The sequence below is a fragment of the Streptomyces sp. HUAS TT11 genome (genome assembly GCF_051553595.1).
Lineage (GTDB): Bacteria > Actinomycetota > Actinomycetes > Streptomycetales > Streptomycetaceae > Streptomyces.
In genome coordinates this window covers 5,378,270-5,402,881 of record NZ_CP196184.1, presented here as the reverse complement: position 1 = coordinate 5,402,881, position 24,612 = coordinate 5,378,270, and the positions used below count along the sequence as shown (strand labels likewise).

19 protein-coding genes and 1 riboswitch are annotated in these 24,612 nt (G+C 71.5%); of the genes, 3 read left to right on the top strand and 16 right to left on the bottom strand.

The window, feature by feature from the left end; all coding sequences use genetic code 11:
* Nucleotides 1-56 precede the first annotated feature (56 nt).
* The 11 genes from ACSHXN_RS24200 to ACSHXN_RS24150 form a co-directional block, all read right to left on the bottom strand.
* Nucleotides 57-533, bottom strand: a complete 477-nt coding sequence (locus ACSHXN_RS24200) for an FtsB family cell division protein (RefSeq protein ID WP_355137840.1) — start codon at nucleotides 531-533, stop codon at nucleotides 57-59.
* A gap of 100 nt (nucleotides 534-633) precedes the next feature.
* On the bottom strand, nucleotides 634-1,920 hold the full coding sequence (gene eno / locus ACSHXN_RS24195; RefSeq protein WP_059130735.1) for a phosphopyruvate hydratase: 1,287 nt from the start codon (nucleotides 1,918-1,920) through the stop codon (nucleotides 634-636).
* Between the two features lie 311 nt (nucleotides 1,921-2,231).
* On the bottom strand, nucleotides 2,232-2,909 hold the full coding sequence (locus ACSHXN_RS24190) for a transglycosylase family protein (RefSeq protein WP_355137842.1): 678 nt from the start codon (nucleotides 2,907-2,909) through the stop codon (nucleotides 2,232-2,234).
* 4 nt (nucleotides 2,910-2,913) lie between these two features.
* Nucleotides 2,914-3,079, bottom strand: a riboswitch (cyclic di-AMP (ydaO/yuaA leader).
* Between the two features lie 197 nt (nucleotides 3,080-3,276).
* On the bottom strand, nucleotides 3,277-4,272 hold the full coding sequence (locus ACSHXN_RS24185; protein WP_356292347.1) for a transglycosylase family protein: 996 nt from the start codon (nucleotides 4,270-4,272) through the stop codon (nucleotides 3,277-3,279).
* Between the two features lie 178 nt (nucleotides 4,273-4,450).
* Nucleotides 4,451-5,764 carry a cytochrome P450 family protein gene (locus ACSHXN_RS24180; RefSeq protein ID WP_355137844.1) on the bottom strand — a complete coding sequence of 438 codons (1,314 nt, stop codon included), beginning with the start codon at nucleotides 5,762-5,764 and terminating at the stop codon, nucleotides 4,451-4,453.
* A 38-nt stretch (nucleotides 5,765-5,802) separates the two neighbouring features.
* Nucleotides 5,803-6,810 carry a nucleoside triphosphate pyrophosphohydrolase gene (locus ACSHXN_RS24175; protein ID WP_383351649.1) on the bottom strand — a complete coding sequence of 336 codons (1,008 nt, stop codon included), beginning with the start codon at nucleotides 6,808-6,810 and terminating at the stop codon, nucleotides 5,803-5,805.
* Between the two features lie 64 nt (nucleotides 6,811-6,874).
* Nucleotides 6,875-7,525 carry a SurA N-terminal domain-containing protein gene (locus ACSHXN_RS24170; protein ID WP_438303689.1) on the bottom strand — a complete coding sequence of 217 codons (651 nt, stop codon included), beginning with the start codon at nucleotides 7,523-7,525 and terminating at the stop codon, nucleotides 6,875-6,877.
* Nucleotides 7,526-7,662: 137 nt separating this feature from the next.
* Entirely contained in the window at nucleotides 7,663-8,490 is an 828-nt protein-coding gene (locus ACSHXN_RS24165) for a glycoside hydrolase domain-containing protein (RefSeq protein ID WP_355138593.1), read from the bottom strand.
* Nucleotides 8,491-8,633: 143 nt separating this feature from the next.
* Nucleotides 8,634-10,115, bottom strand: a complete 1,482-nt coding sequence (locus ACSHXN_RS24160) for a serine/threonine-protein kinase (protein WP_359454000.1) — start codon at nucleotides 10,113-10,115, stop codon at nucleotides 8,634-8,636.
* A gap of 38 nt (nucleotides 10,116-10,153) precedes the next feature.
* Nucleotides 10,154-10,720: a hypothetical protein gene (locus ACSHXN_RS24155; RefSeq protein WP_355138595.1), complete on the bottom strand. Its 567-nt coding sequence runs from the start codon at nucleotides 10,718-10,720 to the stop codon at nucleotides 10,154-10,156.
* Nucleotides 10,721-10,888: 168 nt separating this feature from the next.
* The gene (locus tag ACSHXN_RS24150) at nucleotides 10,889-12,895 is read right to left on the bottom strand and encodes an N-6 DNA methylase (protein ID WP_438303688.1); all 2,007 of its coding nucleotides are present in this window, start codon (nucleotides 12,893-12,895) and stop codon (nucleotides 10,889-10,891) included.
* Nucleotides 12,896-13,155: 260 nt separating this feature from the next.
* Here ACSHXN_RS24150 and ACSHXN_RS24145 point away from each other — a divergent pair, with 260 nt between their 5' ends.
* Together ACSHXN_RS24145 and ACSHXN_RS24140 are read left to right on the top strand one after the other, a co-directional pair.
* Nucleotides 13,156-13,476 carry a hypothetical protein gene (locus tag ACSHXN_RS24145; protein ID WP_438303687.1) on the top strand — a complete coding sequence of 107 codons (321 nt, stop codon included), beginning with the start codon at nucleotides 13,156-13,158 and terminating at the stop codon, nucleotides 13,474-13,476.
* 95 nt (nucleotides 13,477-13,571) lie between these two features.
* Complete coding sequence (locus tag ACSHXN_RS24140) at nucleotides 13,572-14,321, top strand: hypothetical protein (protein WP_355138599.1); 750 nt, start codon at nucleotides 13,572-13,574, stop codon at nucleotides 14,319-14,321.
* A gap of 203 nt (nucleotides 14,322-14,524) precedes the next feature.
* Here the strand turns inward: ACSHXN_RS24140 and ACSHXN_RS24135 are convergent, their stop codons facing one another.
* On the bottom strand, nucleotides 14,525-15,304 hold the full coding sequence (locus ACSHXN_RS24135; protein WP_383351793.1) for an HNH endonuclease family protein: 780 nt from the start codon (nucleotides 15,302-15,304) through the stop codon (nucleotides 14,525-14,527).
* 217 nt (nucleotides 15,305-15,521) lie between these two features.
* The gene (locus tag ACSHXN_RS24130; RefSeq protein WP_355138603.1) at nucleotides 15,522-16,439 is read right to left on the bottom strand and encodes an SCO6745 family protein; all 918 of its coding nucleotides are present in this window, start codon (nucleotides 16,437-16,439) and stop codon (nucleotides 15,522-15,524) included.
* A gap of 100 nt (nucleotides 16,440-16,539) precedes the next feature.
* Between ACSHXN_RS24130 and ACSHXN_RS24125 the strand changes: the two genes are divergently transcribed.
* Nucleotides 16,540-17,253, top strand: coding sequence for a TetR/AcrR family transcriptional regulator (locus ACSHXN_RS24125; protein WP_438303686.1), 714 nt, complete (start codon nucleotides 16,540-16,542; stop codon nucleotides 17,251-17,253).
* 90 nt (nucleotides 17,254-17,343) lie between these two features.
* Here ACSHXN_RS24125 and mfd read toward each other — a convergent pair whose 3' ends face one another.
* From mfd to ACSHXN_RS24110, 3 genes are all read right to left on the bottom strand, one after another.
* Nucleotides 17,344-20,883: a transcription-repair coupling factor gene (mfd, locus tag ACSHXN_RS24120; RefSeq protein WP_355800348.1), complete on the bottom strand. Its 3,540-nt coding sequence runs from the start codon at nucleotides 20,881-20,883 to the stop codon at nucleotides 17,344-17,346.
* A 268-nt stretch (nucleotides 20,884-21,151) separates the two neighbouring features.
* Nucleotides 21,152-23,731, bottom strand: coding sequence for an ABC transporter permease (locus ACSHXN_RS24115; protein WP_355138609.1), 2,580 nt, complete (start codon nucleotides 23,729-23,731; stop codon nucleotides 21,152-21,154).
* Complete coding sequence (locus ACSHXN_RS24110) at nucleotides 23,728-24,516, bottom strand: ABC transporter ATP-binding protein (RefSeq protein ID WP_331266648.1); 789 nt, start codon at nucleotides 24,514-24,516, stop codon at nucleotides 23,728-23,730. The genes ACSHXN_RS24115 and ACSHXN_RS24110 overlap by 4 nt, the downstream gene beginning before the upstream one ends.
* Nucleotides 24,517-24,612: the final 96 nt, after the last annotated feature.

Below are 24,612 nucleotides of genomic sequence, written 5' to 3'. Positions count from 1 at the left end.
TCGGTGCGCGACGGGGGGCGCCGTGCACGGCCGCCCCGTCGGGGCGGCGGGCCGGTTCACCGGCCGGACTTGTCGGACCTGTCGACCCCGTCCCAGATGTTGTCGTACCAGGGGCGCGCGGCACTCGTGCCGTCCGCACGCGACTGCCTGGCCGCGTCCGGGTCGATCACGATGTATCCGGTCTCCCCCGGCAGCACGTAGTGCAGCCGCAGCCGGATCTGCTGCTCCGCGTACGCGTCGTCCTGCCAGCGCGCCTTCAGATCGCGCAGCTGCTCGACGCGCTCGCGGGCCTGCGCCTGCTGCCGCTCCAGATCGGCGATCTCGGCCCGCTGGGAGACGTACTGCCTTATCGGGTACGCGAGTGCCACGATCAGCGAGCACAGGACGAGCGCGAGCAGCGCGGCACGGCCGGTGAGCCGGGAGCGGCGGGCCTGCCGTCTGGTCTGGGAGCGGTAGACCCTGGCCGCGGTCTGCTCTCCGAGCAGCCGCAGCCTGGTCGCGGTGGAGAACCGGTCACGGTCCTTCACGGCCATGTCTCCGCCTCCCCTTCCACACGTACGTACGTCCCCGCACACGGTACGGGACCGAGTACGGGGACGTACGGACGACGGGCTAAGGCGTGGCCCTGCCCGCTCAGCCCTTGAAGCGCGGGAACGCGCTGCGGCCCGCGTACACCGCGGCGTCGTCGAGGATCTCCTCGATGCGCAGCAGCTGGTTGTACTTGGCGACGCGCTCGGAGCGGGCCGGGGCGCCGGTCTTGATCTGGCCGCAGTTGGTGGCGACGGCCAGGTCGGCGATGGTGACGTCCTCGGTCTCGCCGGAGCGGTGGGACATCATGCACTTGAAGCCGTTGCGCTGGGCCAGCTCGACCGCGTCCAGGGTCTCGGTCAGCGAGCCGATCTGGTTGACCTTCACCAGCAGCGCGTTGGCGGTGCCCTCCTCGATACCGCGGGCCAGGCGCTCGGGGTTGGTGACGAACAGGTCGTCGCCCACGAGCTGGACCTTGTCACCGATCCGGTCGGTGATGACCTTCCAGCCGGCCCAGTCGTCCTCGAACAGCGGGTCCTCGATGGAGACGAGCGGGTAGGCCGCCACGAGCTCCTCGTAGTACTCCGTCATCTCGGCGGCGGAGCGCTCCTTGCCCTCGAAGAGGTACTTGCCGTCCTTGTAGAACTCGGAGGCGGCGACGTCGAGGGCGAGGGCGATCTGCTCACCGGGGACGTACCCGGCCTGCTTGACGGCCTCGAGGATGAGGTCGAGGGCCTCGCGGTTGGAACCGAGGTTCGGGGCGAAGCCGCCCTCGTCGCCGAGGCCGGTGGACAGGCCCTTGCTCTTCAGCACCTTCTTGAGGGTGTGGTAGACCTCGGTGCCCCAGCGCAGGGCCTCGGAGAAGGACTCCGCACCGATCGGCGCGATCATGAACTCCTGGATGTCCACGTTGGAGTCGGCGTGCGAGCCGCCGTTCAGGATGTTCATCATCGGCACCGGCAGCAGGTGCGCGTTGGGGCCGCCCAGGTAGCGGAAGAGCGGAAGGTCGCTCGCCTCGGAGGCGGCGTGGGCGACGGCGAGGGAGACGCCGAGGATGGCGTTGGCGCCGAGCGAGCCCTTGTTGTCGGTGGCGTCCAGGTCGAACATCGCCTGGTCGATCAGGCGCTGCTCGGTGGCGTCGTAACCGACGAGCTCCGGACCGATCTGCTCGATGACGGCGAGGACGGCCTTCTCGACGCCCTTGCCCTGGTAACGGTTGGGATCACCGTCGCGGAGCTCGATGGCCTCGAAGGCGCCGGTGGAAGCGCCGGACGGAACGGCGGCACGACCCGTGCTGCCGTCGTCGAGGCCGACCTCGACCTCGACCGTGGGGTTGCCTCGGGAGTCCAGGATTTCCCGGGCTACGACGACGTCGATGGACGGCACGAGCATCTCCTTCTTGGATGTGACGCTGAGAGTGCGGGGCACTTGCGACTAGAGCCTATCCGTCCCGGACCGGCGGTCGGCCGACCGACCGTCCCATGGACACAGTGACGGTACACATTGTTTCAGTGCGGAACAAAGGGGCGGGGAAAGTCGCGGTGAAAAGCACGGGGCGGGCAGGCAAAAAGCCCCGCTCCGGTGCGTACGGGGGGTACACGCACCGGAGCGGGGAGCCCGTGGGGACGGGGGCTGTCCGCATTTGACCGTCGCGACGGAGGTCATGTGCGGGAGGACGCCGTGGGCCGGCCGCCGGGCCGCCGTCACTTCAGGTGCAGCAGCTGACCCGGGTAGATGAGGTCGGCGTCCTCGACGATGTCCTTGTTGAGCTGGAAGAGCTTCTGCCAGCCGCCCTGGACGCCGTTCTTCGCGGCGATCGAGCTGAGGGTGTCGCCCTTGACGACCTTGTACTCGCCGTCGCCCTTCTCGACCTTCCGGCCGGCCGGGGTGGTGACGGTCTTCTTCGCGGCCGGACGCTCGGTCGAGCGGGAGGCCGGCTGCGGGGCCGTGCGGGCGGCGCCGCTCTTCGCGCCACCGGAGGACGTGGCGGCGGCCGCGCCGTTGTACGGAGTGCCGGACAGGCCCTTGCCGCAGACCGGCCAGGCACCCTTGCCCTGACCCGCGAGGACCTTCTCGGCTATCGCGATCTGCTGCGACTTGCTCGCCAGGTCGGCACGCGAGGCGTAGGCGGTGCCGCCGTACGCGGCCCAGGTCGAGTTCGTGAACTGCAGACCGCCGTAGAACCCGTTGCCGGTGTTGATGGACCAGTTGCCGCCGGACTCGCACCGGGCGACGGCGTCCCACTCGGAGGCGGTGGCCGCGGAGGCGTTGCCGGCCGCGAGCAGCGGGGCCGCGACGGCGGCACCGGCAACACCGGCGAGCGAGATGGCGCGGACGGCCCTGGACGTACGGCGGTGCTTGCCCTTGCCGGAACACAGCATGGTTCGATCCCCTCACCGACGCCTGCGAGGTGAGCTGTCGGGTTCGGGCCGGTTGAGTTGCCCGGCCGTGCGCAACTGGGCGCACGGCTCCACCCCAAGCCGCCCCGGTCGATGTCCGGGCGCGGCACTTACCTTGGGTCCCCCGCTCCTGCCTACGGCGCTTGACGCGACGACTGTTCCGCACGGCCGCCGGCAGGATTCGGCGTGGCGACCATGGGGGCCCGCTGTGGCGAGCGGTCATGACCGTAAGCAGTCGATCCGCGGAATTTCAAAGACGATCAGGGCCTTTGAGACCCATCTCTCACTCTCACCAAATCGGACATTCAGCCCGAAGTGGGATGTGAAGTACCGTCGATCGATGGGCAGTTCAGTGCTTCCCGGCGGTCGGGTCCACATCGAGCGCAAGGCTCTGACCGGGGAGGATGAGGTCCGGATCGGCACCGACCGTCTGCTCGTTGGCCTTGTAGAGCGCCCGCCACCCGCCGGTGAGGTCAAGGGAGTCGGCGATGTCCGACAGGTTGTCCCCGGGGCGGACGGTGTACGAGCCGTCGGCACCGTCGCGCGCGGTCCCGGAGTCCCGCGAGGCGTGCCGGCCCGCCGGGTCGCCCGTGCGGGCGTCGGAGTCGCCCTCGTCGGCACTGCCGCCGCGATGGCGGCCGGAGCTGGACGCCTCACCCGCATCGTCGCTCGAAGAGGCGTCACTGCGGCCCGACTTGTCCGACTCGTCACCCTTCGTCGCGGCGGCGGACGAGTCGTCGCCACCCCGGGAAGCGGCAGCGCCTCCACGGTCGCCGGCGCCGTGAGACGTACCGGAAGACGGGGACGAAGAGGAGGAGTCGGACGACTCCGACGAAGGCGAAGAGGAGGACGACTTCCCCGAAGCGGACGTTCCGGATGAGTCGGTCAAGCCGGAGTCGAGCCCGAAGTCGGAGGAGCTTCCGTCCGCCGAGTCGCCCGCCACACCCGTGTCGACGTCCGCGGAGCCGGAGTCCTCGTCCAGACCCGCGACCAGCGCGCAGGCGGACCAGACGGAGGCGCCCCGGTCGGCCAGGATCCTCTCGGCGACGGCAATCTGCTGCGAACGGCTCGCCTGGTCGGGGCTCGAGGCGTAGTGGAGACCGCCGTGCCTCTCCCAGTCCTGCTGCGTCAACTGGAGCCCGCCGTAGCGGCCGTTCCCGGTGTCGGCGCTCCAGGAGCCGCCGCTCTCGCACTGTGCGACCCGGTCCCAGGTGGTGCCGTCGGCCGCGCTCGCGCCGCCGGCGCCGAGAAGCGGGATCGCGATTGCCGAGCCGGTCACCCCTGCTGCGACGAGGAGGGCCGGAGCCTGGCGGGGGCGACGGTGACGACCGTTCCCGGAGAGCATGCGGTTGCCTTTCACACGACAGCAGTGAACCCCGCGGCGGCTGTGGCGAGCCGCCCCGTTGCTGCGTGAACGTATAGGCACTCGACCGCTTGTCACAAGTTAATGCAGCGCAGATCACGTGAAGATCACAGTGATGAGGAACCGTCACCCTCTTGTGACCGGCCGCGCGTTCGCCGTGTCATCCGGTGAAGTCGGCGGTACGGAAGTGATCTTTTTTCGGAACCGGTGTGAACTCCACGGGAAGCGTGCGCAATCCGCGCATAATGAGCCCGCCGCGCCAGCGCAGATCGGTGGAATCCACCGCAAGTCGCAGATCCGGTAGGCGGGTGAGGAGGGTGGCGAGCGCCGTCTGCCCCTCGACGCGGGCGAGCGGGGCGCCGAGGCAGTAGTGGATGCCGTGTCCGTACCCGACGTGCTGATTGTCACGACGGGCGAGGTCGAGCACGTCGGGATCGGCGAACCGCTCCGGATCCCGGTCGGCCGCCGCGAGCACGACGAGCACCGGGTCACCGGGGGCGATGTCCTGCCCGCCGATGGTGACCGGCTGTGTCGCGAAGCGCCACGTGGCGAGCTCCACCGGGCCGTCGTAGCGCAGGAGTTCCTCGACGCCGGTCTCGAGCAGGGACCGTTCGCCGCGGGCGAGGGAGGCCTGGAGCCGGGCACGCTGCCCCGGGTGGCCGAGGAGGGCGTAGGTGCCGTTGCCGATGAGGTTGACCGTGGTCTCGAAGCCGGCGAAGAGCAGGATGAAGGCCATGGCGGCGGCCTCGTTCTCGGTGAGGTGCTCGCCGTGGTCCGAGGCGCGGATGAGTCCGGAGATGAGGTCCTCGCCGGGTCCGGGCGCCTCGGGCAGGACTTCCCGCTTGCGGTGGATGAGGTCGGCGAGGTAGCCGCGCATCTTCTTGACGGACCGGGCGACTCCGCCCCTCGGTCCCCCGCCGTGCCGGATCATCATCCCCGCCCAGTCCCGGAAGTCGTCCTGGTCCTCGCGGGGGACGCCGAGCATGTCGCAGATGGCGTAGATGGGGAGCGGGAAGGCGAACTCGTGGATGAGGTCGGCGGAGCCGCGGTCCGCGAACCCGTCGATGAGCCGGTCGGTCAGCTCCTGCACTCTCGGCGCGAACTCGGCGACGCGCCGGGGTGTGAAGGCCTTGGAGACGAGCCGGCGCAGCCGCGTGTGGTCCGGCGGATCGATGTTGAGCAGATGCGTCATCAGCTCGGCCTTGCGCTCGCCGGGGATGCCGGTCTTGCCCTTGGCGTGCGCCGGTTCGTCGTGATGTGCCGGGTTCTTGCTGAGCCGCTGGTCGGCCAGGGCCTGCTTGGCGTCGGCGTAACGGGTGACCAGCCAGGCCTCGACCCCACTGGGCAGCCTGGTCCGGTGCACGGGGGCGTGCTCGCGGAGCCAGGCGTAGGCGGGATAGGGGTCGGCGGCGAACTCCCAGGTGAAGAGCTCAGGAGCGGGGTTCGTGCGCGGGGGGCTGGGCTGGTCGGTCACCCGTCGACGGTATCCGGCCGCCCGGACCGGGCCGCACCTCAGCCACCGCTCTCCGCCTCCCGGATCGCGTCCCGGTACGCACGGGCGGCCGCCCGCAGCGCCGCCTCGGGGTCCACACCCTCGGCCTCGGCGCGCGCGGCCATCGCCAGCAGTTCGTAGCCGATGCCCTCCCCCTGCGGCAGCGGGACGTCGAGACCGGCCGTGCGGGCGCGGGACGACAGCTTGGCCGCGAGCGCCAGGCCCGGCTGGCCGAGGGGGACGCCCTCGGTCACCGAAGTGCGCTGCTTCTCCAGGGCCTTGGTGCGCAGCCAGTGCTCCTTGACTTCCTCCGGTGTCGTGGCGGTCTCGTCGCCGAACACATGGGGGTGGCGGTGGATCAGCTTGGCGACGATGCCGCCCGCCACGTCGTCGATGGAGAACGGGGCGTCCGGGTCCTCCTGTGCGATGCGGGAGTGGAAGACGACCTGGAGCAGGACGTCACCCAGTTCCTCGCGCAGTTCGTCCCGGTCGCCCGCCTCGATCGCCTCGACCAGCTCGTACGCCTCCTCGATGCCGTACTTGGCCAGACCCCGATGGGTCTGCCGGGAGGACCAGGGGCACTCGGCGCGGATGCGGTCCATGACCTGGACGAGGTCGAGCAGGCGGGCGCCCGGCAGGTCGTACGACGCGGGCAGCAGCTCCAGCTCCGGCATCCGCACCCGCCCCGAGCCCGCCAGCCGGGCCAGGCCGTCGGTGAGGTGCGGCTCCCCCTCGCCGGTCGCGACGACCACGACCGTACGGCCGCCGGCGCACGCCTCGACCAGCTCCTGCGCGGACGGGGCGGCCTCGTCGACCGCAATGCCCGCCTCACGCAGATAGGGCAGCTGGGGGTGTGCGCCGTCCGCGCAGCTGACCCGGTCGGCGTCGCGCAGCGCCTGCCAGGCGGGCCAGGACAGCAGACCCGGTGCGACCCGGTGGCTGGTGGTGAGCAGGACGATACGGCCGACGGCCGACTCGGAGGCTTCGGTCCCGTGCGGACCCTGGGCGCGGGAGCTGGTGGTGTTCACCCTTCGAACGTAACGCACGCCACTGACGGCCCGTACGCCGTCCACAGGCCCGGCACCGCCCGTGCTACGCGGGCTGCCCGGCCGCCACGGTGACCTCCTTGACCCACGGCGTCCTCGCGTCCACGCGGCTGCTCTTCTGCACGTCCCAGGTGCCGTAGCGCGGATTGAGCTTGATGCCGAGCTCCTTGGACGCCTGCGCCATCGCGGTCCAGAACGCGGCCTTGCCGTCGGTCGTGTTCATGTCGACACCGAGCGCCCCGGCCAGCTTCTGGGCCTGGACCTCCGTGCGCAGGCTGTCGTCGAGGCGCCGGGGCGCGACCCCGTACTGCTGCAGCCACGCCGCCTGCAGCGCCTTGCTGCCGCCCGCCTGCTGCTCCAGGCCCTGCCGCATCTGCTCGACGTCACTGCGGGTGACGCCGACGCCGGCCTCCTTGGCGGCGCGGTTCAGGACCCGGTCGAGGACCATCGTGTGGAGCGTGTCCCGGGTGAGGCTGCTGGTCTGGGCGAGGGTCTGCTGGTACTGGGCGTCGTCCGTGGCGGCGGCGCGCTGGGCCGTACGCACCTCGTTCACCCGGCTCTCCAGCTGTGCGACCGTGATCCGCTGCCCTCCGACAACGGCTGCGGCACCCGCGTGGGGGGACCCGCCGCACGCGGTGAGGAGGGGAGCCGCGGCCAGGGCGGCGCTGAGGGCGATCGCGGTGCGACGGCGGTGCAAGGTGGCCTCCCGAGGAGATTGTGCGGCGATGCACAAGGTCTTGCGAAGATCGATGGTAGGCAGTGACCAGGCTCTGGCCAACCCATTCGAACCAACGATTCGCCGGGACTTCGGGCACCGCCGCGTTCGCCCCGGGCTCAGCCGGTGATGGCGACCGGCGCGTCCCACGCGTCCCGGTCCACGGTGAGCGTGTAACCGCCCCTGGTCTCCTTGCTGTTGACCATGTACTGATGACCGCGGCTGTGGCCGGTGTACTGGGTCTTGCCCCACGGCCAGTCCGTGGTGGTGGTGTTCTGCTTGTCCCACAGGGCGTACCAGAGGTTGCCCGGAAGGTCGGTCTTGTTCGTCGCGGTCGCGATGGCCTTGGCGCTGGAGCTGCTGAACCCGTAGAAGCCGGCGCGGTAGGTCTTGGCGCGCAGCGCCTTGGTGAAGGAGCGGACGTAGGTGAGCACCGCGTCGTTGCACGACTTGTTGGTGATGTCGTACGGCTCCATGTCGAGGTAGATCGCGCTGCCGGCCTTCATCCCGAGCGCCGAGGCCTTGGCCACCGCGTCCGCGCCGTCCTTCGTGCCGAGGGAGGCGGCCGTGGAGGCGGTCAGCTTCTCGGGGTTGGAACCGGTCTGGCAGGACGGCTGGGCGCCCACGTAGATCGGGATGAGCTTCCAGCCGAGCGAACTGACGGACTTCACCCAGGACGACGTGAGGTTGGGCTGGCTGCAGCCGCGGTTCTTGCCGCCGACGTACACGGCGGCCGCACCGTAGAGGCCGCCCTTCCATGCCTTCATCGCGGACAGCGAGGGCGCGGTGCAGGTGTCGAACGCGCGGCCCGTGTACGTCCTTTGGGCAGGCCAGGTCGTGGCCGCCATCGAGGTCTGCGCGGCGATCCCGGCCCCCGCGACCACGGCGGCGCCCGTCACCCCCCAGGCGATGTATCTGCGCTTCCTGGACAACCGGTGATTCGACATGAAGGTCCCCACCCATGATCGATCGTGTATGGCACAAACGGAGGCAACCTAGTGGACGGTGCTTCCGTGATCGGAAAACGTAATCCCCCGAGCCCCACAAGTTTTCTCCAAAGCCCGGCAAAAGCAAGGGCCTCGGGCGTCACTCAGCCGCGCACCTGCCCCAGCCACTGAAGTGTCCGGCGGACGTCCACGGCCAGCGGATGCCCTGGGCCGCGCAGGCGTTCGACCTCGTGCAGGAGCCGTGCGAGCGTGTCGTGGGCGGCCGCCCGGTCGCCCAGTGCGAGCAGCAGATGGCCGATGCGGCGGCGGACCTCATGGGCGAGTTCCGGATCGCCCGCCACGTACTGGTTCTCGTAGTACGGCAGCAGTGCACGGTACTCGGCGAGCGCCGCCGCCGGCTCGCCCAGTTGCTCGAGGCACTGCGCGGCGTCGAAGCGGAAGCGCAGGGCCTGCGGGTCCGCCTGGCCCACCTCGGCAGCGCGTTCGTCCGCGAGGCGGCGGAGTTCGGGCAGTGCCCGCCGGTACTGGCCGTCGTCCATGAGGGTCGCCGCGTACTGCTTGCGCAGCGTGCGCACGACCGGAGAGTGCTCGCCGTGCTGGGAGGCCGCCGCCGGGAGGATCGCGCCCAGTATGTCGACGGCCTGGGTGATACGGCCTTCGCCGAGCAGCCGCTTGACCTCGTCGACGGCACCGGCGACATCGGGCTTCTCGACCGCGGGCGTCGGCTGCGGCCGGGGCGCCGGGGTGCGCGCCCGGTCGGGCCACGGGGCGTACGGGCGCAGGAAGGGCCGGGTGGGGTCGAGCGGGGCGCCCGTGGGTATGCCGCGCGCCGGGAGCAGCGGAAGCAGATGCTCGTACGTCTCCTGGGCCGAGGCGGGGCGGTGCTGCGGGTCCTTGGCGAGCAGACGCAGGACGAGCGCTTCGAGCGGCTCCGGCACCTCGGGCCGCAGCCTGCGCACCGGAACCGGGGGCTCGTAGAGGTGGCGGTGCAGCACCCCGAGCGCGGTGGCGCCGGTGAACGGCACGTCCCCGCTGAGGAGTTCGTGCATGAGCACACCGAGGGCGTACAGGTCGGTGTACGGGCCGACGGCCCCGCCCATCGCCTGCTCGGGCGCCATGTAGGCCGGCGAGCCGATGGGGGAACCGGTATGGGTGAGGCGGGTGGTGTCGGTGTCCATGACCGAGGCCACGCCGAGGTCCAGGACGGTGACCGTACCGTCCTGCTTGACCATCACGTTCCGCGGCTTGAGGTCCCGGTGGATGATCGGCACGGCGTGCACCGCGGACAGCACGGCGCACAGTTGGGCGGCGACCGCCACCACCCACTGCCAGGGGTAGGGATCGTGCTCCGCGAGGTGGTCGGCGAGGTCGGCCCCGTCGACGTACTGCATGACGAGGTACAGCTCCTCGCCCTCGCTGCCGGCGTCGTGCACGGTGACCAGCCCGGGGTGGTCGACCTGTGCGGTCACCCGGCACTCCCGCGCGAAACGCCTGCGCAGTTCGTCGGCCTCGTGGCCGGCCACCTTGTCGGGACGCAGCAGCTTGACGGCCACCCGGCGGTCCAGCCGCTGGTCGTACGCCGTCCAGACCTGGCCCATGCCGCCTTGGCCGATGAGCGTCGACAGTTCGTAGCGGCCGGCGACGATGCGTCCGGTCGCCACGCTCACCTACCGTCCTCGTGCTTGCGAAGGTAGTCGCTCAGCTCGTCCAGTTCGGCGCGTACCTGGTCGATGCGGGCGGGTGCGGGACGCTGCGGTGGCGGGGCCGGCGGCGTGTACTGCGGCGGAGGCTGCGGGTGCTGCACCGCAGGGTACGGCTGGGGGGCCGGTGGATAGCCGTAGCCCTGCGGCGGCGGCTGGGGCGGCAGGTAGGCGCCCGTCTGCTGCGGTGCGGGGCCGAGGGGAGGCCTGGCACGGTGGTGGCGTATGTCGAACACCAGGAAGTAGGCCCCGCTGAACGCGCCGAGGATGAGGACCAGCGCCAGCGCGACGTCGCCCCGGTGGTCGCTCTCGGGGACGGAGCCGACGACGGCGAGGCAGCCGATGGCCACCGGAAGACTGATCCAGGCCAGCAACCAGTCCGTCCGCCTGCCGCGCAGCACCGCCACCCGGAACAGCGGCAGGCAGGAGAGCAGCCCGCAGCTGAGGAAGCCCGCGATGACGAACAGCACCCGCAGGGTGATGACGGTGCCCGACGTGCGGGTGGGCGGCGCCGCGCCGTGGCCGTACATGACTGCTCCTGGGACCGGGTGGGGACGAGCGTACGAGTGTCGAGGTCCGAGCGTATAGCCCGGCTCGGACACACGGTCACGGGTTGGGCCGAACCGTTGTCCTTGTGATCCGGTCGACGCGTCGGGCGGGGCACGGGACGCGGGCGCGGCGTCCCGGGTGGGCACCCGTCAGTCCGGCGCGACCCTGCCGTCCGTCAGCCCGTCGTACAGCCCGCGCACGAGTTGGTCGCCGAGGCGGCCCGCGAGGCGCAGTGTGTCCTCGAACGCGGCGAGCGCCCGGAAGCGCGCGCCGTAGCGGCGCTGCTTGTCGAGCGGGAGCCTCGGCAGTTGGAGCCGGCGCACATCGAGCCGGGTCGCGGTGGAGGCGTAGCTGCTGGCCTGGCGGTTGTTGGCGGTACCGCGCAGGAAACCGGCGAGGAACCAGGGATCGACGGCGGCCGGGTCGGGGCGCAGAAGCGTGAGGTTGCGCCCGAGGGCCGCTCCCGCCGTCACTTCGTCGATCACCCGCGCGACGGCGCCGCCGCCCAGGACCGGGACGACCACGTCGCCCTCCTCGACGAGGACCGGCTCCTCCCCGGAGTCGGGCAGCGTGCCGGAGGGCGCGACACCGGCGATGACGTCGTGATCGGTGAGCACACGCGCATGGGGGCCGTGTCCGCCGGTCCGCATCACCAGCGCGCCCGCACGGGCCAGTTCGCCGACGGTGGTGAGCGGCCAGCGGCCCTGTTCGGTGGTGTCGGCGGCGGGCGGGGCGAGGTCGGCGGTGAGGCGGAGGGTCTCGTCCAGGCGTGCGCGCAGGGCACCGAGTTCCTCGGCGCCGCCGCCCGCCGCGGGAGGCGGCAGGTGGCGGGCGGGGGCCAGGTCGACGTCGTCGTCGAGGAGTTCGATGACGGGAACGGACCGGCTCAGGCCCGGCACGGGAGGTGCGCTGCCGCTGCGGGCGAACGGGCGCCAGGCGTCGAGCATCATCGAGCGCACCGCCTGCCAGTCAGGTCCGCCCCGCCCCTCGGCCGTGAGCGCCCCGGCGTCCGCGAGCAGCAACTCGGGCTGTACGGCGGCCGATGCAGGGCGGCGCAGCACCCACAGATGCAGCGGGATGTTGTGCGGTGGGGCCGCACCGGCGGGCAGGGCGAGCACGGCCCGCAGGGCACCGCGGCGCAGCAGGTCGGCGCGGATGCGGCGGCCGGAGCGCCGGGAGGCGGCGGCGGGCGGCATCAGCAGGACCGCGGTGCCGCCGTCCTTCAGACGGGCCAGCGCATGCTGCACCCAGGCGAGTTCGGACTCCATACGGGCCGGGAAGCCGTACTCCCAACGGGGGTCGTAGGCGAGTTCGTCGTGGCCCCAGTTGCGCTCGTTGAACGGCGGGTGGCACAGCACGGCGTCGGCCCGCAGGCTGTCGAAGGCGTCGGCCCGGAGGCTGTCGCCCGCAGCGGTGCGCACGGCCGCCTTGGTGTGCAGCGTGAGGCGCAGCGCGCTGAGCGCGGCGAGATGCGGGTCGCTGTCCTGGCCGTGCAGTTCCTGGGCGGGTGCGGGGGCGACGGCGCGCAGCAGGGCGCCCGTGCCGCAGGCCGGGTCGAGGACCGTCCGGGCGGGACCGGCGAGCTCCGCCATCAGGGCGGCCAGGTCGCCCGGGGTGAGTGTGTACTGGCGTGGGTTGGCGTCGAGGTGCCGGCCGAGCAGGAACTCGTACGCCTGTGGGGCGCCCAGCTCGACGGCGAGCTGGGCGGCGGCGCGCAGCAGTGGGGCGGAGGGCAGAAGCTCGGCAGGTGTCGGGGCCGGCACGCCCGTGCGCGGTGTGAGCACCTGCTCCAGGGCCGTGGGCAGCAGTTCCGCGAGCCGGGCGTCCGAACCGGCGCTCGCCTCCTTCCAGACCGTCGGCCGGTCGTGGACGAGCACCAGGGCGCAGCCCGCGTGCACCAGGGCCGTGACAGGCCCCTCCGGGTGGCCGGCGGCCTGCTGCCACACGCGCTCCCGCAGGGGCACCTCGGCCAACTTGCCCTGGCGGCGCAGCCATTCCTCGATGTCGGCAAGGGCGAAGGAGGGACTCGTCTCGGTGCCGCCGATCGGCTTGGGGAAGTCCGTATGGCGGCGGCGCCAGTTGCTGACGGCGGCGCGGCCGACCCCCGCGAGCCGGGCGATCCCGGCGGCGGTCACCTCTGTCCCGTTGTCCTGCACCCGCCCGGCTCCCCTCTGCCCTGTGCGGTCCGACTGCCCGTGCGGCGCCGTTGCCCGCGGTGGTCGTCGCGTGCGGTGCGCCCGTCACATGGCGTCGAGCATACCGATACACGCAAGATCCACCCTTTCACGCGCGTGTACTCAACTCAACGATGAGTTCGTGTTGACTCGGTTCACAGGCTCTGGTCTTATTGACTCATCGGACGAACGACCGCCTCGGAAAGGCAGCGGTCACGTCGGTACGGGGGAGGGGAACTGCCGTGGGCATCAGGGCCGGCATCGTGTTGAGGGCCATGACCTGCGTCGTCTGCACCGGCACCGGGTCGGCGAACGCGGATACCCGAGCGGGCGGGGACGGCGGGGGGCCGTCCGTACCCGCGGGACTGCGCTCCGGGCCATCGCCCGACCGCCCCGTGCGGTCCTGCGGCCGGTGCCCCCGGCACCGCTCCGGGAACGCCCCGCGCTCCCCCGGGTCCGTCAAGGCGAACGACGTCGTCACCGGAGCGACCGTCGTCACCGCCGGCGCGCACGACGCCTGCTTCGAGGCGACGGACCGCCGGAGCGGGACGACGTCGCACTGACTCGCCGCCCCACCGGGGCGGGCATGCCATCGCGCAGCCGCGCTCCTGCGGCTCCACTCACTTCATTTCACGCCATCTCACCTCGAGGAACTCCCATGCGTCGCACCGCACTTGCCGCTCTCTGCCTCGCCGCCGCGGCCACCGCGGGACTCACCGGCTGCCTGCCCGGCCAGAACACGGCCGACGACAAGCCCAAGGGCCCGTTCGCCGGGATGACCGGGGGCGAGATCGCCGACCGGGCCATGAAGGCCACCACCGATGCGACGTCGCTGCGCATCAAGGGCGACGTCCCCGACGACGAGAGCGACGGCACCATCCGGATCGACATGGCCCTGAACAAGAAGGGCGAGTGCGCCGGCACGATGAGCATGAGCGGACAGGGCAAGGCCGACCTGGTCAAGAGCGGCCACACCGTCTACATGAAGTACGACGAGGCGTTCCTGCGCGCCCAGGGCAAGGGCGAGTCCAAGGCCGACACCGACGCGGTGGTGGCCATGATGGCCGGCAAGTGGACCAAGATGTCGGCCAAGGGCCAGGACGCCAAGGACATCGCGGGCTTCTGCGACCTCAACACGGTGCTGGCCGACGCCCGGAACGTGAACTCGGACGCGACCCGCGGCCGGACGACCACGGTCGACGGCACTTCGGCGATCGTCCTGGAGGAGAAGGAAGGCAGCGACCGCTACACGCTGTACGTCGCCGCCGAGGGCAAGCCCTACCTCCTGAAGGTCACCAGCACCTCCAAGAAGGACCCGGGCACCATCGTCTTCACCGACTACGAGAAGCCGGTCCCGGCCGCCGCACCCAAGGGCAAGGTCCTCGACCTGGACAAGCTGGGCGGCTGACATGAACCGGGCGGTGCGGTCGGGGCCGATCGGAGGGGGCGGCCCCGCCCGCACCGACCCATGGCACCCGTCACGACCGGTGCCGTGCCCCCCATGACGCACCTCGGCGAAGGCACACCGTCCCACGGCGTGGACGTCGGGCCCGGCGGCAGGACGGCAGGGATCGGGCACCCGTCACGCGGGGCTCCCGCAGGTGGGCGCGGTCAGCCGCCGCACTGCGCCAGCATCGCCTGCTTGTCGGCGGTCGTGACGGGAAGGTCGTACTTCTGCGACACCTGGGCGAAGCGCACCGCGTACGAGCAGCGGATCCCCTTGCTCGGCGGCAGCCAGGCGGCCGGGCCCGAGTCGCTCTTGGAGCCGTTGGTGGGGCCGTCCACCGGGATCAGGTTGAGCGGGTCGTTGGCGATGTCCTCGCGCTTGCCCTTCGTCCAGTGCGCGGCGCCCATCTGCCAGTCGTAGGAGAGCGGCATCACGTGGTCTATCTGGATCGTGGTGGCACGGGACTTGGTCCACTCGATCGTCTTGCCGGTGTACGGGTCGTGCAGCGTCAGGGAGGTGACGACGCAGTCCGAGCCCGACCGGAAGCGGACCTGCTCCCCGTCCCGCTTCAGGAGATCGTTCCTCGAGTCGCACCCGTTGTGCGCGAAGGGAATGCCGCCGGGGGCGGAGTCCATCCAGGCGTATCCGAACTTGTCCCGCTCATAGCCCGTCTTGGGGCCGCGCCCCTTCGTGCCCACCTTCTCGATCAGCGTGCGCGCCGTCGCCTTGTCCGCCGCCGAGGTGATCGCCGCCAGTCCCGGCTTCGTGCCGTCGGGGTTGTCCAACGGGCTCACCGCGCGACCGCTCTGTGCCGGGACACCGGCGCCCGAGGCGGAGCCGTCGATGGGGAAGTCGGCGCTGTCGCAGCCCGTGAGCAGCAGCCCGGTGCCGAGCAGGGCCGCGGACGCCACGAGGACGCGCCGGGTTCCGCCGATGTGCCTCATATGCCTCTCGGAACGCATGGCGCCCCGCCCTCCCCTTGCCCGTAGCACTCGTCCGAACCGCCCCCGTGGGCACGGTTTCCCTGATCTCACCGTAGCGGCCGGGGCGTCATGCCCACACCACCGCCCGGCGGTTGACCGGGTGCACGCCGGGCGCGTACGGCACCGGCCGGGACGGCCACGCCGAACCGTTCGCCCCCGTCGCCGCCGGAGCGCCCCCTCACACCTTCCCGATGCCGAGCGTCGTCTCGGAGGGGAGCAGACCCGAGCTCAGCGCGGCCACCCAGAACTCACCCAGCAGGTCTGCCAGTTCGGCCGTCACGCCCGGGCCCGACGCCAGCCAGGGCTGCGCGGCGAGCTCGTCGGTGTGCCGCTCGACGCGGCGCCGCAGCTCACGGCCGGCCTCCGTCGCCGTGCCGTCCAGGTTCACCAGGCCGCGGGCAGCGAGCCGGTCCCGGGCCGCCGCCCATTCCTGGGATGTCCAGCCCCGGCTCCCGAAGCGCTCCACCGGGGCCGCGCCTGTCGCGGCGAAGGAGACCAGGGACTCGACCGGGTCCAGGCCCGCGACGAGGAGGGCCGCGAGGTGGCCGTCGCCGCGGTGCTCGCGCAGGATCGTGGCCGCGTGCCACAGCTGCTGGTGCGGCGCTTCGGGCCAGGGCAGTTCGGCGTTGGCGGCGGCCAGGGGGCGGCCGGCGGTGTTCGCGGCCTCGGCCGCACGACGGGCGAGCACGGCGGCCCTGGCGAGCTCGGGACTGTCGACACGGTCGCCCAGTATCGACCGGTAGACCCGGTCGACCGCCCGCTCCCGTGCCTTCAGCACGGCGTCGGGACGCGCGACGCGCCATGCGGGAGCGATGTGCTCGGCGACCGTGCGCGGACTGAAGCTGTAGAAGGCGGAGGCCGCACGCTCACTGCCGACGGCGCCCAACGGCGCGGCACGGTAAGGGAAGTAGCTCGGCCAGCGCTCCCGGGTGTCGTACCCGAGCGCGGCCGCTTCCTCGAAGGCCTCGGGCGCGTAGTAGAGCAGCGCGTGCAGGGGCTCCAGCAAGTGCCACAACTGCCGCACCCGGCCCGGCTCGATCCCCTCGCTCTCCTCCGCGACCCCGGCGCCCGTCAGGCTCTCGACATCCCCGGACATGGTCCACCCCCCGTCTCGGCCACCACCGAACTTGACACTGACCAGATTGCCGGACCCGACCGAACTTGTCAACGCCTAGATTCCGCGTACGCTGCTGGACATGACCGCCGCCAGGACAGCGAAGAGCAGCCGGACCGCGGGTGACGCCACGACCGCACCGGCCGACGGCCCCGCCGGGACCACAAGAGCCGTGCGGGCCGCAGGGGCCGGGCAGGCCGAAGAGACCGCGCCGGCCCAGGAGGCGGCAGGGCCGTCCTCCCGCCGCTACCACCACGGCGACCTGCGCCGGGCGATCCTGTCCGCGGCCCTCGAGGTCATCGGCATCGACGGCCCGTCCGCCCTCAGCCTGCGCGATCTGGCCCGCCGCGCGGGCGTCTCGCACGCGGCTCCGGCCCATCACTTCAAGGACCGCACCGGCCTGCTCACAGCGATCGCGGCCGAGGGTTACGCCCTGCTCGCCGCGGCGCTCGGCGACGCCGACGGCCTGCGCGACGCCGGCGTGCGCTATGTGCGGTTCGCGACGGAGCACCCGGCCCATTTCCAGGTGATGTTCACGCCGGAACTGCTGCGCGGGAACGACGTGGAGCTGACGGCGGCCCGCGCTCTGGCGGGCGAGCGCCTGCGCACGGCCGTCGCGGACTCGGAGTCGGCGGGCCGCGCCGATGACGCCCGCCTCGCCGGTGTCGCCGCCTGGTCCCTGGCCCACGGCTTCGCGACGCTCCTCCTCGGCCACAGCCTCGACGCCCCGATCGGCGACCGGGACCCCGAGGAGGTCTTCCGCACGCTGGCCGGGATGCTGTTCCGCTCCGGCTGAGCAGGACACCGGCGGACAGCACGCCGGCGGACGGAAGGCCCGCGGGCCCCGGCAGTCCGCCGGGGCCCGCGGCCCGAACCGTACGGGCGTCTAGGACCCGAGGATCGAGGTCAGGAACTCCCCGACCCAGCCCAGCAGCTCCCGGCCGACCAGGGGCTTTCCGCCCACCTTCGCGGTCTTCGGGCGCGGCACCAGGACCTGGTGGGCCGTCGGCTTGATGACCGTGCCGGGGTAGAGCCGCTTGACCCGCAGCTCCTGGGACTCCCTCAACTCCACCGGGGCGAAGCGGATGTTGTTGCCCTGCAGCACGATCTCGCCGACGCCGCAGGCACGGGCGAACATGCGCAGGCCCGCCACCAGAAGGAGGTTCTCGACGGGCTCGGGCAGCTTGCCGTAGCGGTCGACGAGTTCCTCGCGGACGGACTTGATGTCCTCCTCCGTGTTCACGGAGGCGATCGCGCGATAGGCCTGCAGGCGCAGCCGCTCGCCGGGCGCGTAGTCGTGCGGGACGTGTGCGTCGACCGGGAGCTCGATCTTCACCTCGAGCGGCGGCTCCTCCTCCACCCCGCCGTCCAGGGACGCACGGTAGTCGGCGACGGCCTCACCGACCATCCGCACGTACAGGTCGAAGCCGACGCCCGCGATGTGGCCCGACTGCTCGCCGCCGAGGAGATTGCCCGCGCCGCGGATCTCCAGGTCCTTCATCGCGACGTACATGCCCGCGCCCATCTCCGTGTGCTGGGCGATCGTCGCGAGGCGTTCGTGGGCGGTCTCCGTGAGGGGCTTCTCCGGCGGGTACAGGAAGTAGGCATAGCCGCGCTCGCGGCCCCGGCCCACGCGGCCGCGGAGCTGGTGCAGCTGGGAGAGGCCGAAGTTGTCGCCGCGCTCGACGATCAGGGTGTTCGCGTTCGAGATGTCGATACCGGACTCGACGATCGTCGTGGAGACCAGGACGTCGTACTTCTTCTCCCAGAAGTCGACGACCACCTGTTCCAGCGTCTGCTCCGACATCTGGCCGTGGGCCGTGGCGATCCGCGCCTCGGGGACGATCTCGCGCAGGCGCGCCGCGGCACGGTCGATGGACTCCACCCGGTTGTGGATGTAGAAGACCTGTCCCTCGCGCAGCAGTTCGCGGCGGACGGCGGCGCCGATCTGCTTCTCCTCGTACGGGCCCACGAAGGTCAGCACCGGGTGCCGCTCCTCCGGCGGGGTCGTGATGGTGGACATCTCGCGGATGCCCGTCACCGCCATCTCCAACGTGCGCGGGATGGGGGTCGCCGACATGGTGAGCACGTCGACGTTCGCGCGGAGCTTCTTCAGCTGCTCCTTGTGCTCGACGCCGAAGCGCTGCTCCTCGTCGACGATGACCAGGCCCAGGTCCTTGAACTTGGTCTCCGAGGAGAACAGCCGGTGCGTGCCGATGACAAGGTCGACCGAGCCGTCCCTGAGACCCTCCAGGACCGCCTTCGCCTGCGTCTCCGTCTGGAAGCGGGACAGCGCCCGCACGTTCACGGGGAACTGCGAGTACCGCTCGCTGAACGTGCCGAAGTGCTGCTGCACCAGCAGGGTCGTGGGCACGAGGACGGCGACCTGCTTGCCGTCCTGCACGGCCTTGAAGGCGGCCCTGACCGCGATCTCCGTCTTGCCGTAGCCCACGTCGCCGCAGATCAGCCGGTCCATCGGGACCGACTTCTCCATGTCGTCCTTGACCTCGGCGATCGTGGTCAGCTGGTCGGGGGTCTCCACGTACGGGAACGCGTCCTCCAGCTCCCGCTGCCAGGGCGTGTCCCCGCCGAAGGCATGGCCGGGCGCCGCCATCCGCGCGCTGTACAGCTTGATCAGGTCCGCGGCGATCTCCTTGACCGCCTTCTTCGCGCGGGCCTTGGTCTTGGTCCAGTCGGCGCCGCCCAGGCGGTGCAGCGTCGGGGCCTCGCCGCCGACGTACTTGGTGATCTGCTCCAGCTGGTCGGTGGGGATGTAGAGCCGGTCGCCGGGCTGGCCGCGTTTGGCCGGCGCGTACTCGACCACCAGGTACTCGCGGGTCGCGCCCTGCACGGTGCGCTGCACCATCTCGATGTAGCGGCCCACGCCGTGCTGTTCGTGGACGATGTAGTCGCCCGGCTCCAGGGTCAGCGGGTCGATGGTCTTGCGGCGCCGGGCCGGCATGCGGGTGCCGTCCCGGCCGGCCGCCTTCTGCCCGGAGAGGTCGGTCTCGGTGAGCACGGCGAGCCCGAGCGCGGGGTCCACGAAGCCGTAGTCGATCGAGCCGCACGCCACGTGCACGACCGACGGCGACATCTCCCCGAGGTCGGCGTCCAGACGGGCCGCGATGCCCTCGCTGCCCAGCACCTCGACCGTGCGCGAGGCGGGGCCGTGGCCCTCGGTCACGAACACGGTGCGCCAGCCGTCGGCGATCCAGCCCTTGGTGTCGGCGAGCGCCTTCGCGGTGTCGCCGCGGTAGGTCTCGGTCGCGTGCATGCCGAGCTTGAGGGTGTCCCCGTCCAGGGAGTCCAGTTCGTCGTCGGCCGCGAACGGTGACACCGACCACCACAGCATGCCCAGCTCGCGGCCGCGCTCCCGGACGTCCGCGATGGACCACAGGGAGGCCGCGCCGACGTCGATCGGCGCTTCGCCGCCGCCCGCGGTGGCCGCCCAGGACGCCTGCAGGAACTCCTGGCTGGTGGCCACCAGGTCCGCGGCCCGGGTCCGCACCCGCTCGGGGTCGCAGACGACGGCCATGGCGCGCGCCGGCAGCACGTCCAGGAGGAGTTCCATGTCGTCGACGAGCACGGGGGCGAGCGACTCCATGCCCTCGACCGCGATGCCCTCGGCGATCTTGCCGAGCAGCTCGCCCAGCTCGGGATGCGCCTCGGCGAGGGCGGCGGCCCGCCGCCGCACGTCGTCGGTCAGCAGCAGCTCACGGCACGGGGGCGCCCACAGGCCGTGCTCGGCGACCTCCAGGGAGCGCTGGTCGGCGACCTTGAAGTAGCGGATCTCCTCGACGTCGTCGCCCCAGAACTCGATGCGCAGGGGGTGTTCCTCGGTGGGCGGGAAGACGTCCAGGATGCCGCCGCGCACGGCGAACTCGCCGCGCTTCTCCACCAGCTCGACCCGGGAGTACGCGGCCGCGGCCAGCGCGCCCACGATCTCCTCCAGGTCGGCCCGCTGCCCGGTGCGCAGGGCGACAGGCTCCAGGTCGCCCAGCCCCTTGACCTGGGGCTGGAGCACGGAACGCACGGGGGCGACGACAACGGAGACCGGTCCGGTCTCGGGGTCGTCCGGCCTCGGGTGGGCGAGCCGCCTGAGGACGGCGAGCCGGCGGCCGACGGTGTCGCTGCGGGGGCTGAGCCGCTCGTGCGGGAGGGTCTCCCACGAGGGGTACTCCACCACGCCGTCGGGGGGCAGCAGGGAGCGCAGGGCCGCCGCCAGGTCCTCGGCCTCCCGGCCGGTCGCGGTCACCGCCAGCACGGGCCGGTCGGTCTCGCGGGCCAGGGCGGCGATCGCGAAGGGGCGTGCCGCCGGCGGGCCGACCAGGTCGACATGCATGCGGTTGCCGTCTGCGGCCGCCTGGATCGCTTCGGCGAGGGCGGTGTCCTTGACGACGGCGTCGAGCAGACCGTGCAGGCTCATGAAAGGGGCATCCCGTCCCGGGTGGGCAACACGAACACCCGGCCGCGAGGTTCCAGGGGCCGGGGTTGTCCAGCGTACGACGCTGCGCGGGTGTACGCCGGGCCTGTGGACAACGCCCGCCGTCGCACGCCCGGCACGGGGCGCGCCCGCTCCCGGGGGATCCGCTGCGGCGGGGGCCGGGCCGCCCGATGCGCGAAGCCCGGTGCCGGGGAGCGCTCGCTCCCCGGCACCGGGCTTCCCCCGTACCCCCGTTCTCCCCGCCCGATGGCTACTCTGTGGCGATCGCGTTCAGCACGTTCATCCGGCCGGCGCGGAACGCCGGGATCAGGGCCGCGAGCAGGCCCACGAACGCGGAGCCGATGAAGACCGCGATGATCGTGCCCCACGGGATCTCCAGGACCTGCAGTCCCTCGAGGGCCAGCAGCTTCTGGGCGGTCGCGCCCCAGCCCATGCCGAGGCCGAGGCCCAGCAGGGCGCCGAAGAGGGCGATCACGACCGACTCGAGACGGATCATCCTGCGCAGCTGGCGGCGCGAGAGCCCGATCGCCCGCATCAGGCCGATCTCCCGGGTGCGCTCCACCACGGACAGGGCCAGGGTGTTCACGACTCCCAGGACCGCGACGATGATCGCCAGTGCCAGCAGGCCGTAGATCATGTTCAGCAGCTGGCCGATCTGGTCCTTCAGTGCCTGCTTGTAGTCGGTCTGGTCCCGGACCGTGTACTGCGGATAGTCGTGCAGTGCCGACTTCAGCGACTTGTAGGCGGCCGTCTCCTGGCCGTCCTTGGCCGTGGCGAACACCAGGACGTCCAGCGGCATGCTGTCGGCGGGCACGTACTTCGCTGCCGTGGTGATCGACGCGTACATCGCGCCCTTGTCGATCACGACGTCGTCGCTGGTGATCGCGCGAACCGTCAGATCGGCCGTCCTGCCGTCCTTGAAGTCGACCTTCACGGTGGACCCGACCTTGATGCCGTGCTTCTTGGCGAAGCCTTCGAAGACGGACATCGAGTCCGGACGGTAGGCGTCCGCGAGATCTCCCGCGACCGTCTCGGTGCGCAGGTCCTGCGCGTAGGTCGGGTCGGCGGCGTTGATCGTCTCGTTCTTGGAGGTGCGTCCGTCGGGCGTGGTCAGTGCGGCGTCGAGGACCTTGTACTCGGTGACCCGTTCGAGATCCGGGGTGGACTTCACTGCCTTGACCGCCTGCGGGGTGATCAGCTGCCCGCTGTCGCTCTGGACGATGAAGTCCGTGCCGACGCTCTTGTCGAGCTGGTCGGTCGCGGAGGCCACCATGGAGGAGCCGACGACCGAGAGGCAGGCCACCAGGGCCAGGCCGATCATCAGGGCGGCGCCTGTCGCCCCGGTGCGGCGCGGGTTGCGCAGGGCGTTGCGTTCGGCCATCCGCCCGACCGGGCCGAAGATCCGCAGGACGACCGCTCCGAGCGCCCGGACCACGCCGCCCGCGAGCAGGGGTCCGACGGCGACGAAGCCGATCAGCGACAGGACCACGCCGAGGCCGAGCCAGAGCGAGCCGTCCGTGGCCTTGTCGGCCGCCGCCGCCAGGTACAGGCAGTAGCCGCCGGCGCCGGTGAGGAGCAGGCCGATCAGGGCCCGGATCCGTCCCGCCCTCGCGTCGGCCGGGGCACCCGCGTCGCGGAGCGCGGCCATCGGGGAGATCTTGCCGGCACGCCGGGCGGGCAGGTAGGCGGACAGGATCGTGACCACCACACCCAGCACGACACCGGCCACGGGGGTCGTCCAGGCGACCGTCAGATCACTGGTGGACAGATGCATGCCCATCGAGCCCATGAGCTTCATCAGGCCGACCGCGATGCCGACTCCCGCACCGACACCGAGCACGGATCCCGTCACCCCGAGCAGCAGAGCCTCGGTGAGCACCGAGCGGTTGACCTGGCGGCGCGAGGAGCCGATCGCCCGCATCAGACCGATCTCCCGGGTGCGCTGGGCGACCAGCATGGAGAAGGTGTTGATGATCAGGAAGATGCCGACCAGGAAGGCGATCCCGGCGAAGCCGAGCATCGCGTACTTCATCACGCTCAGGAAGCTCTCGACGTCCTTCTGGTTGGCGTCCGCGGTCTCCTTCGCGGTCTGCACCTTGTAGGCGCCGCCGATCCCGGCCGCCACGTTCTTCTTCAGCTGCGCGTCGCTGACGCCGCTGTCCGCGGTGACGTTGACGTTCGTGTAGACGCCGGTCTTCCCGACGAGCGCCTCCTGGGCGGTCCTGGTGTCCAGGTAGAAGATCGCGGCACCGGGGTTGGTGACGGTGAAGGTGGCGATTCCGGAGATCTTCGCGGAGTGCGTGCCGACGGCGCTGATCACGCCGATGTCGTCCCCGAGCTTCAGGTGGTGCTTGTCGGCGGTGTCGGCGTCGACCATGATCTGGTCGGTGCCCTCGGGCGCCGCACCGGAGGTGATCTTCATGGTGCGGGCGTCGTTGCCGTTCCAGCTGCCGACGATGGTCGGGGCGCCGCTCTTGGGCGACAGGTTGTTCTTGTCGGCGTCGACGACGGTCACCGAGGTGGAGAAGACCGTGCCCTCGGCCGACTTCACGCCCTGCGCCCCGCGCACCTCGCCGAGCACGGAGGCCGGCATGACGGGCGGCTTTCCGTTCCCGGACGTGGTCTCACCGGTGTCGGAGGCGCCCTTCGCGCTGACCGTCACATCCGACGACGTCACCGCGAAGAGCTTGTCGAAGGTCGTGTTCATCGTGTCGGTGAAGACGAGCGTGCCGCACACGAAGGCCACCGACAGCAGGACGGCGACGGCCGACAGGGCCATGCGTCCCTTGTGCGCGAAGAAATTGCGCATCGAGGTCTTCAGGACGGTCATGACGTACGCCCCCGGGCGTCGAAGTCCTTCATGCGGTCGAGGACGGTGTCCGCGGTCGGCTTGAGCATCTCGTCGACGATCCGGCCGTCCGCCAGGTAGAGCACGCGGTCGGCGTACGAGGCGGCGACCGGGTCGTGCGTGACCATCACGATGGTCTGGCCGAGCTCGTCGACCGAGCGGCGCAGGAAGCTCAGCACCTCGGCGCCGGCCCGAGAGTCCAGGTTTCCGGTCGGCTCGTCACCGAAGATGATCTCGGGGCGGGCCGCCAGGGCGCGGGCCACGGCGACTCGCTGCTGCTGGCCTCCGGAGAGCTGGGTGGGGCGGTGCTTGAGGCGGTCGGCCAGACCGACGGTCTCCACGACGCGGTTCAGCCACGCGCGGTCCGGCTTGCGGCCGGCGATGTCCATGGGCAGCGTGATGTTCTCGATCGCGTTCAGCGTGGGAAGCAGGTTGAACGCCTGGAAGATGAATCCGATGCGGTCCCGGCGCAGCTGGGTGAGCTTCTTGTCCTTCAGCCGGGTGATCTCGGTCTCGTCCAGGAAGATCTGGCCGCTCGTCACGGTGTCGAGCCCGGCCAGGCAGTGCATCAGGGTGGACTTGCCCGAGCCCGAGGGGCCCATGATCGCGGTGAACTGGCCACGCGCGATGTCCACGTCGACATGGTCGAGGGCGACGACCCGGGTCTCCCCGGAGCCGTACGCTTTGACGACCTGCCGCGCTCGCGCGGCTACGGCCGTACGCCCTCCAGTACCCCCGTGCCTGGGAATGGTCACGGCCGATGTCATGGCAAAGTCTCCTCTTGCGGTCGGTGGACGGGACGTGCGGTCCCGTGTCGCGGCGGGCGGTGCCCTGCCGCGTCGAACAGTCTGGTTCCGGGAGGG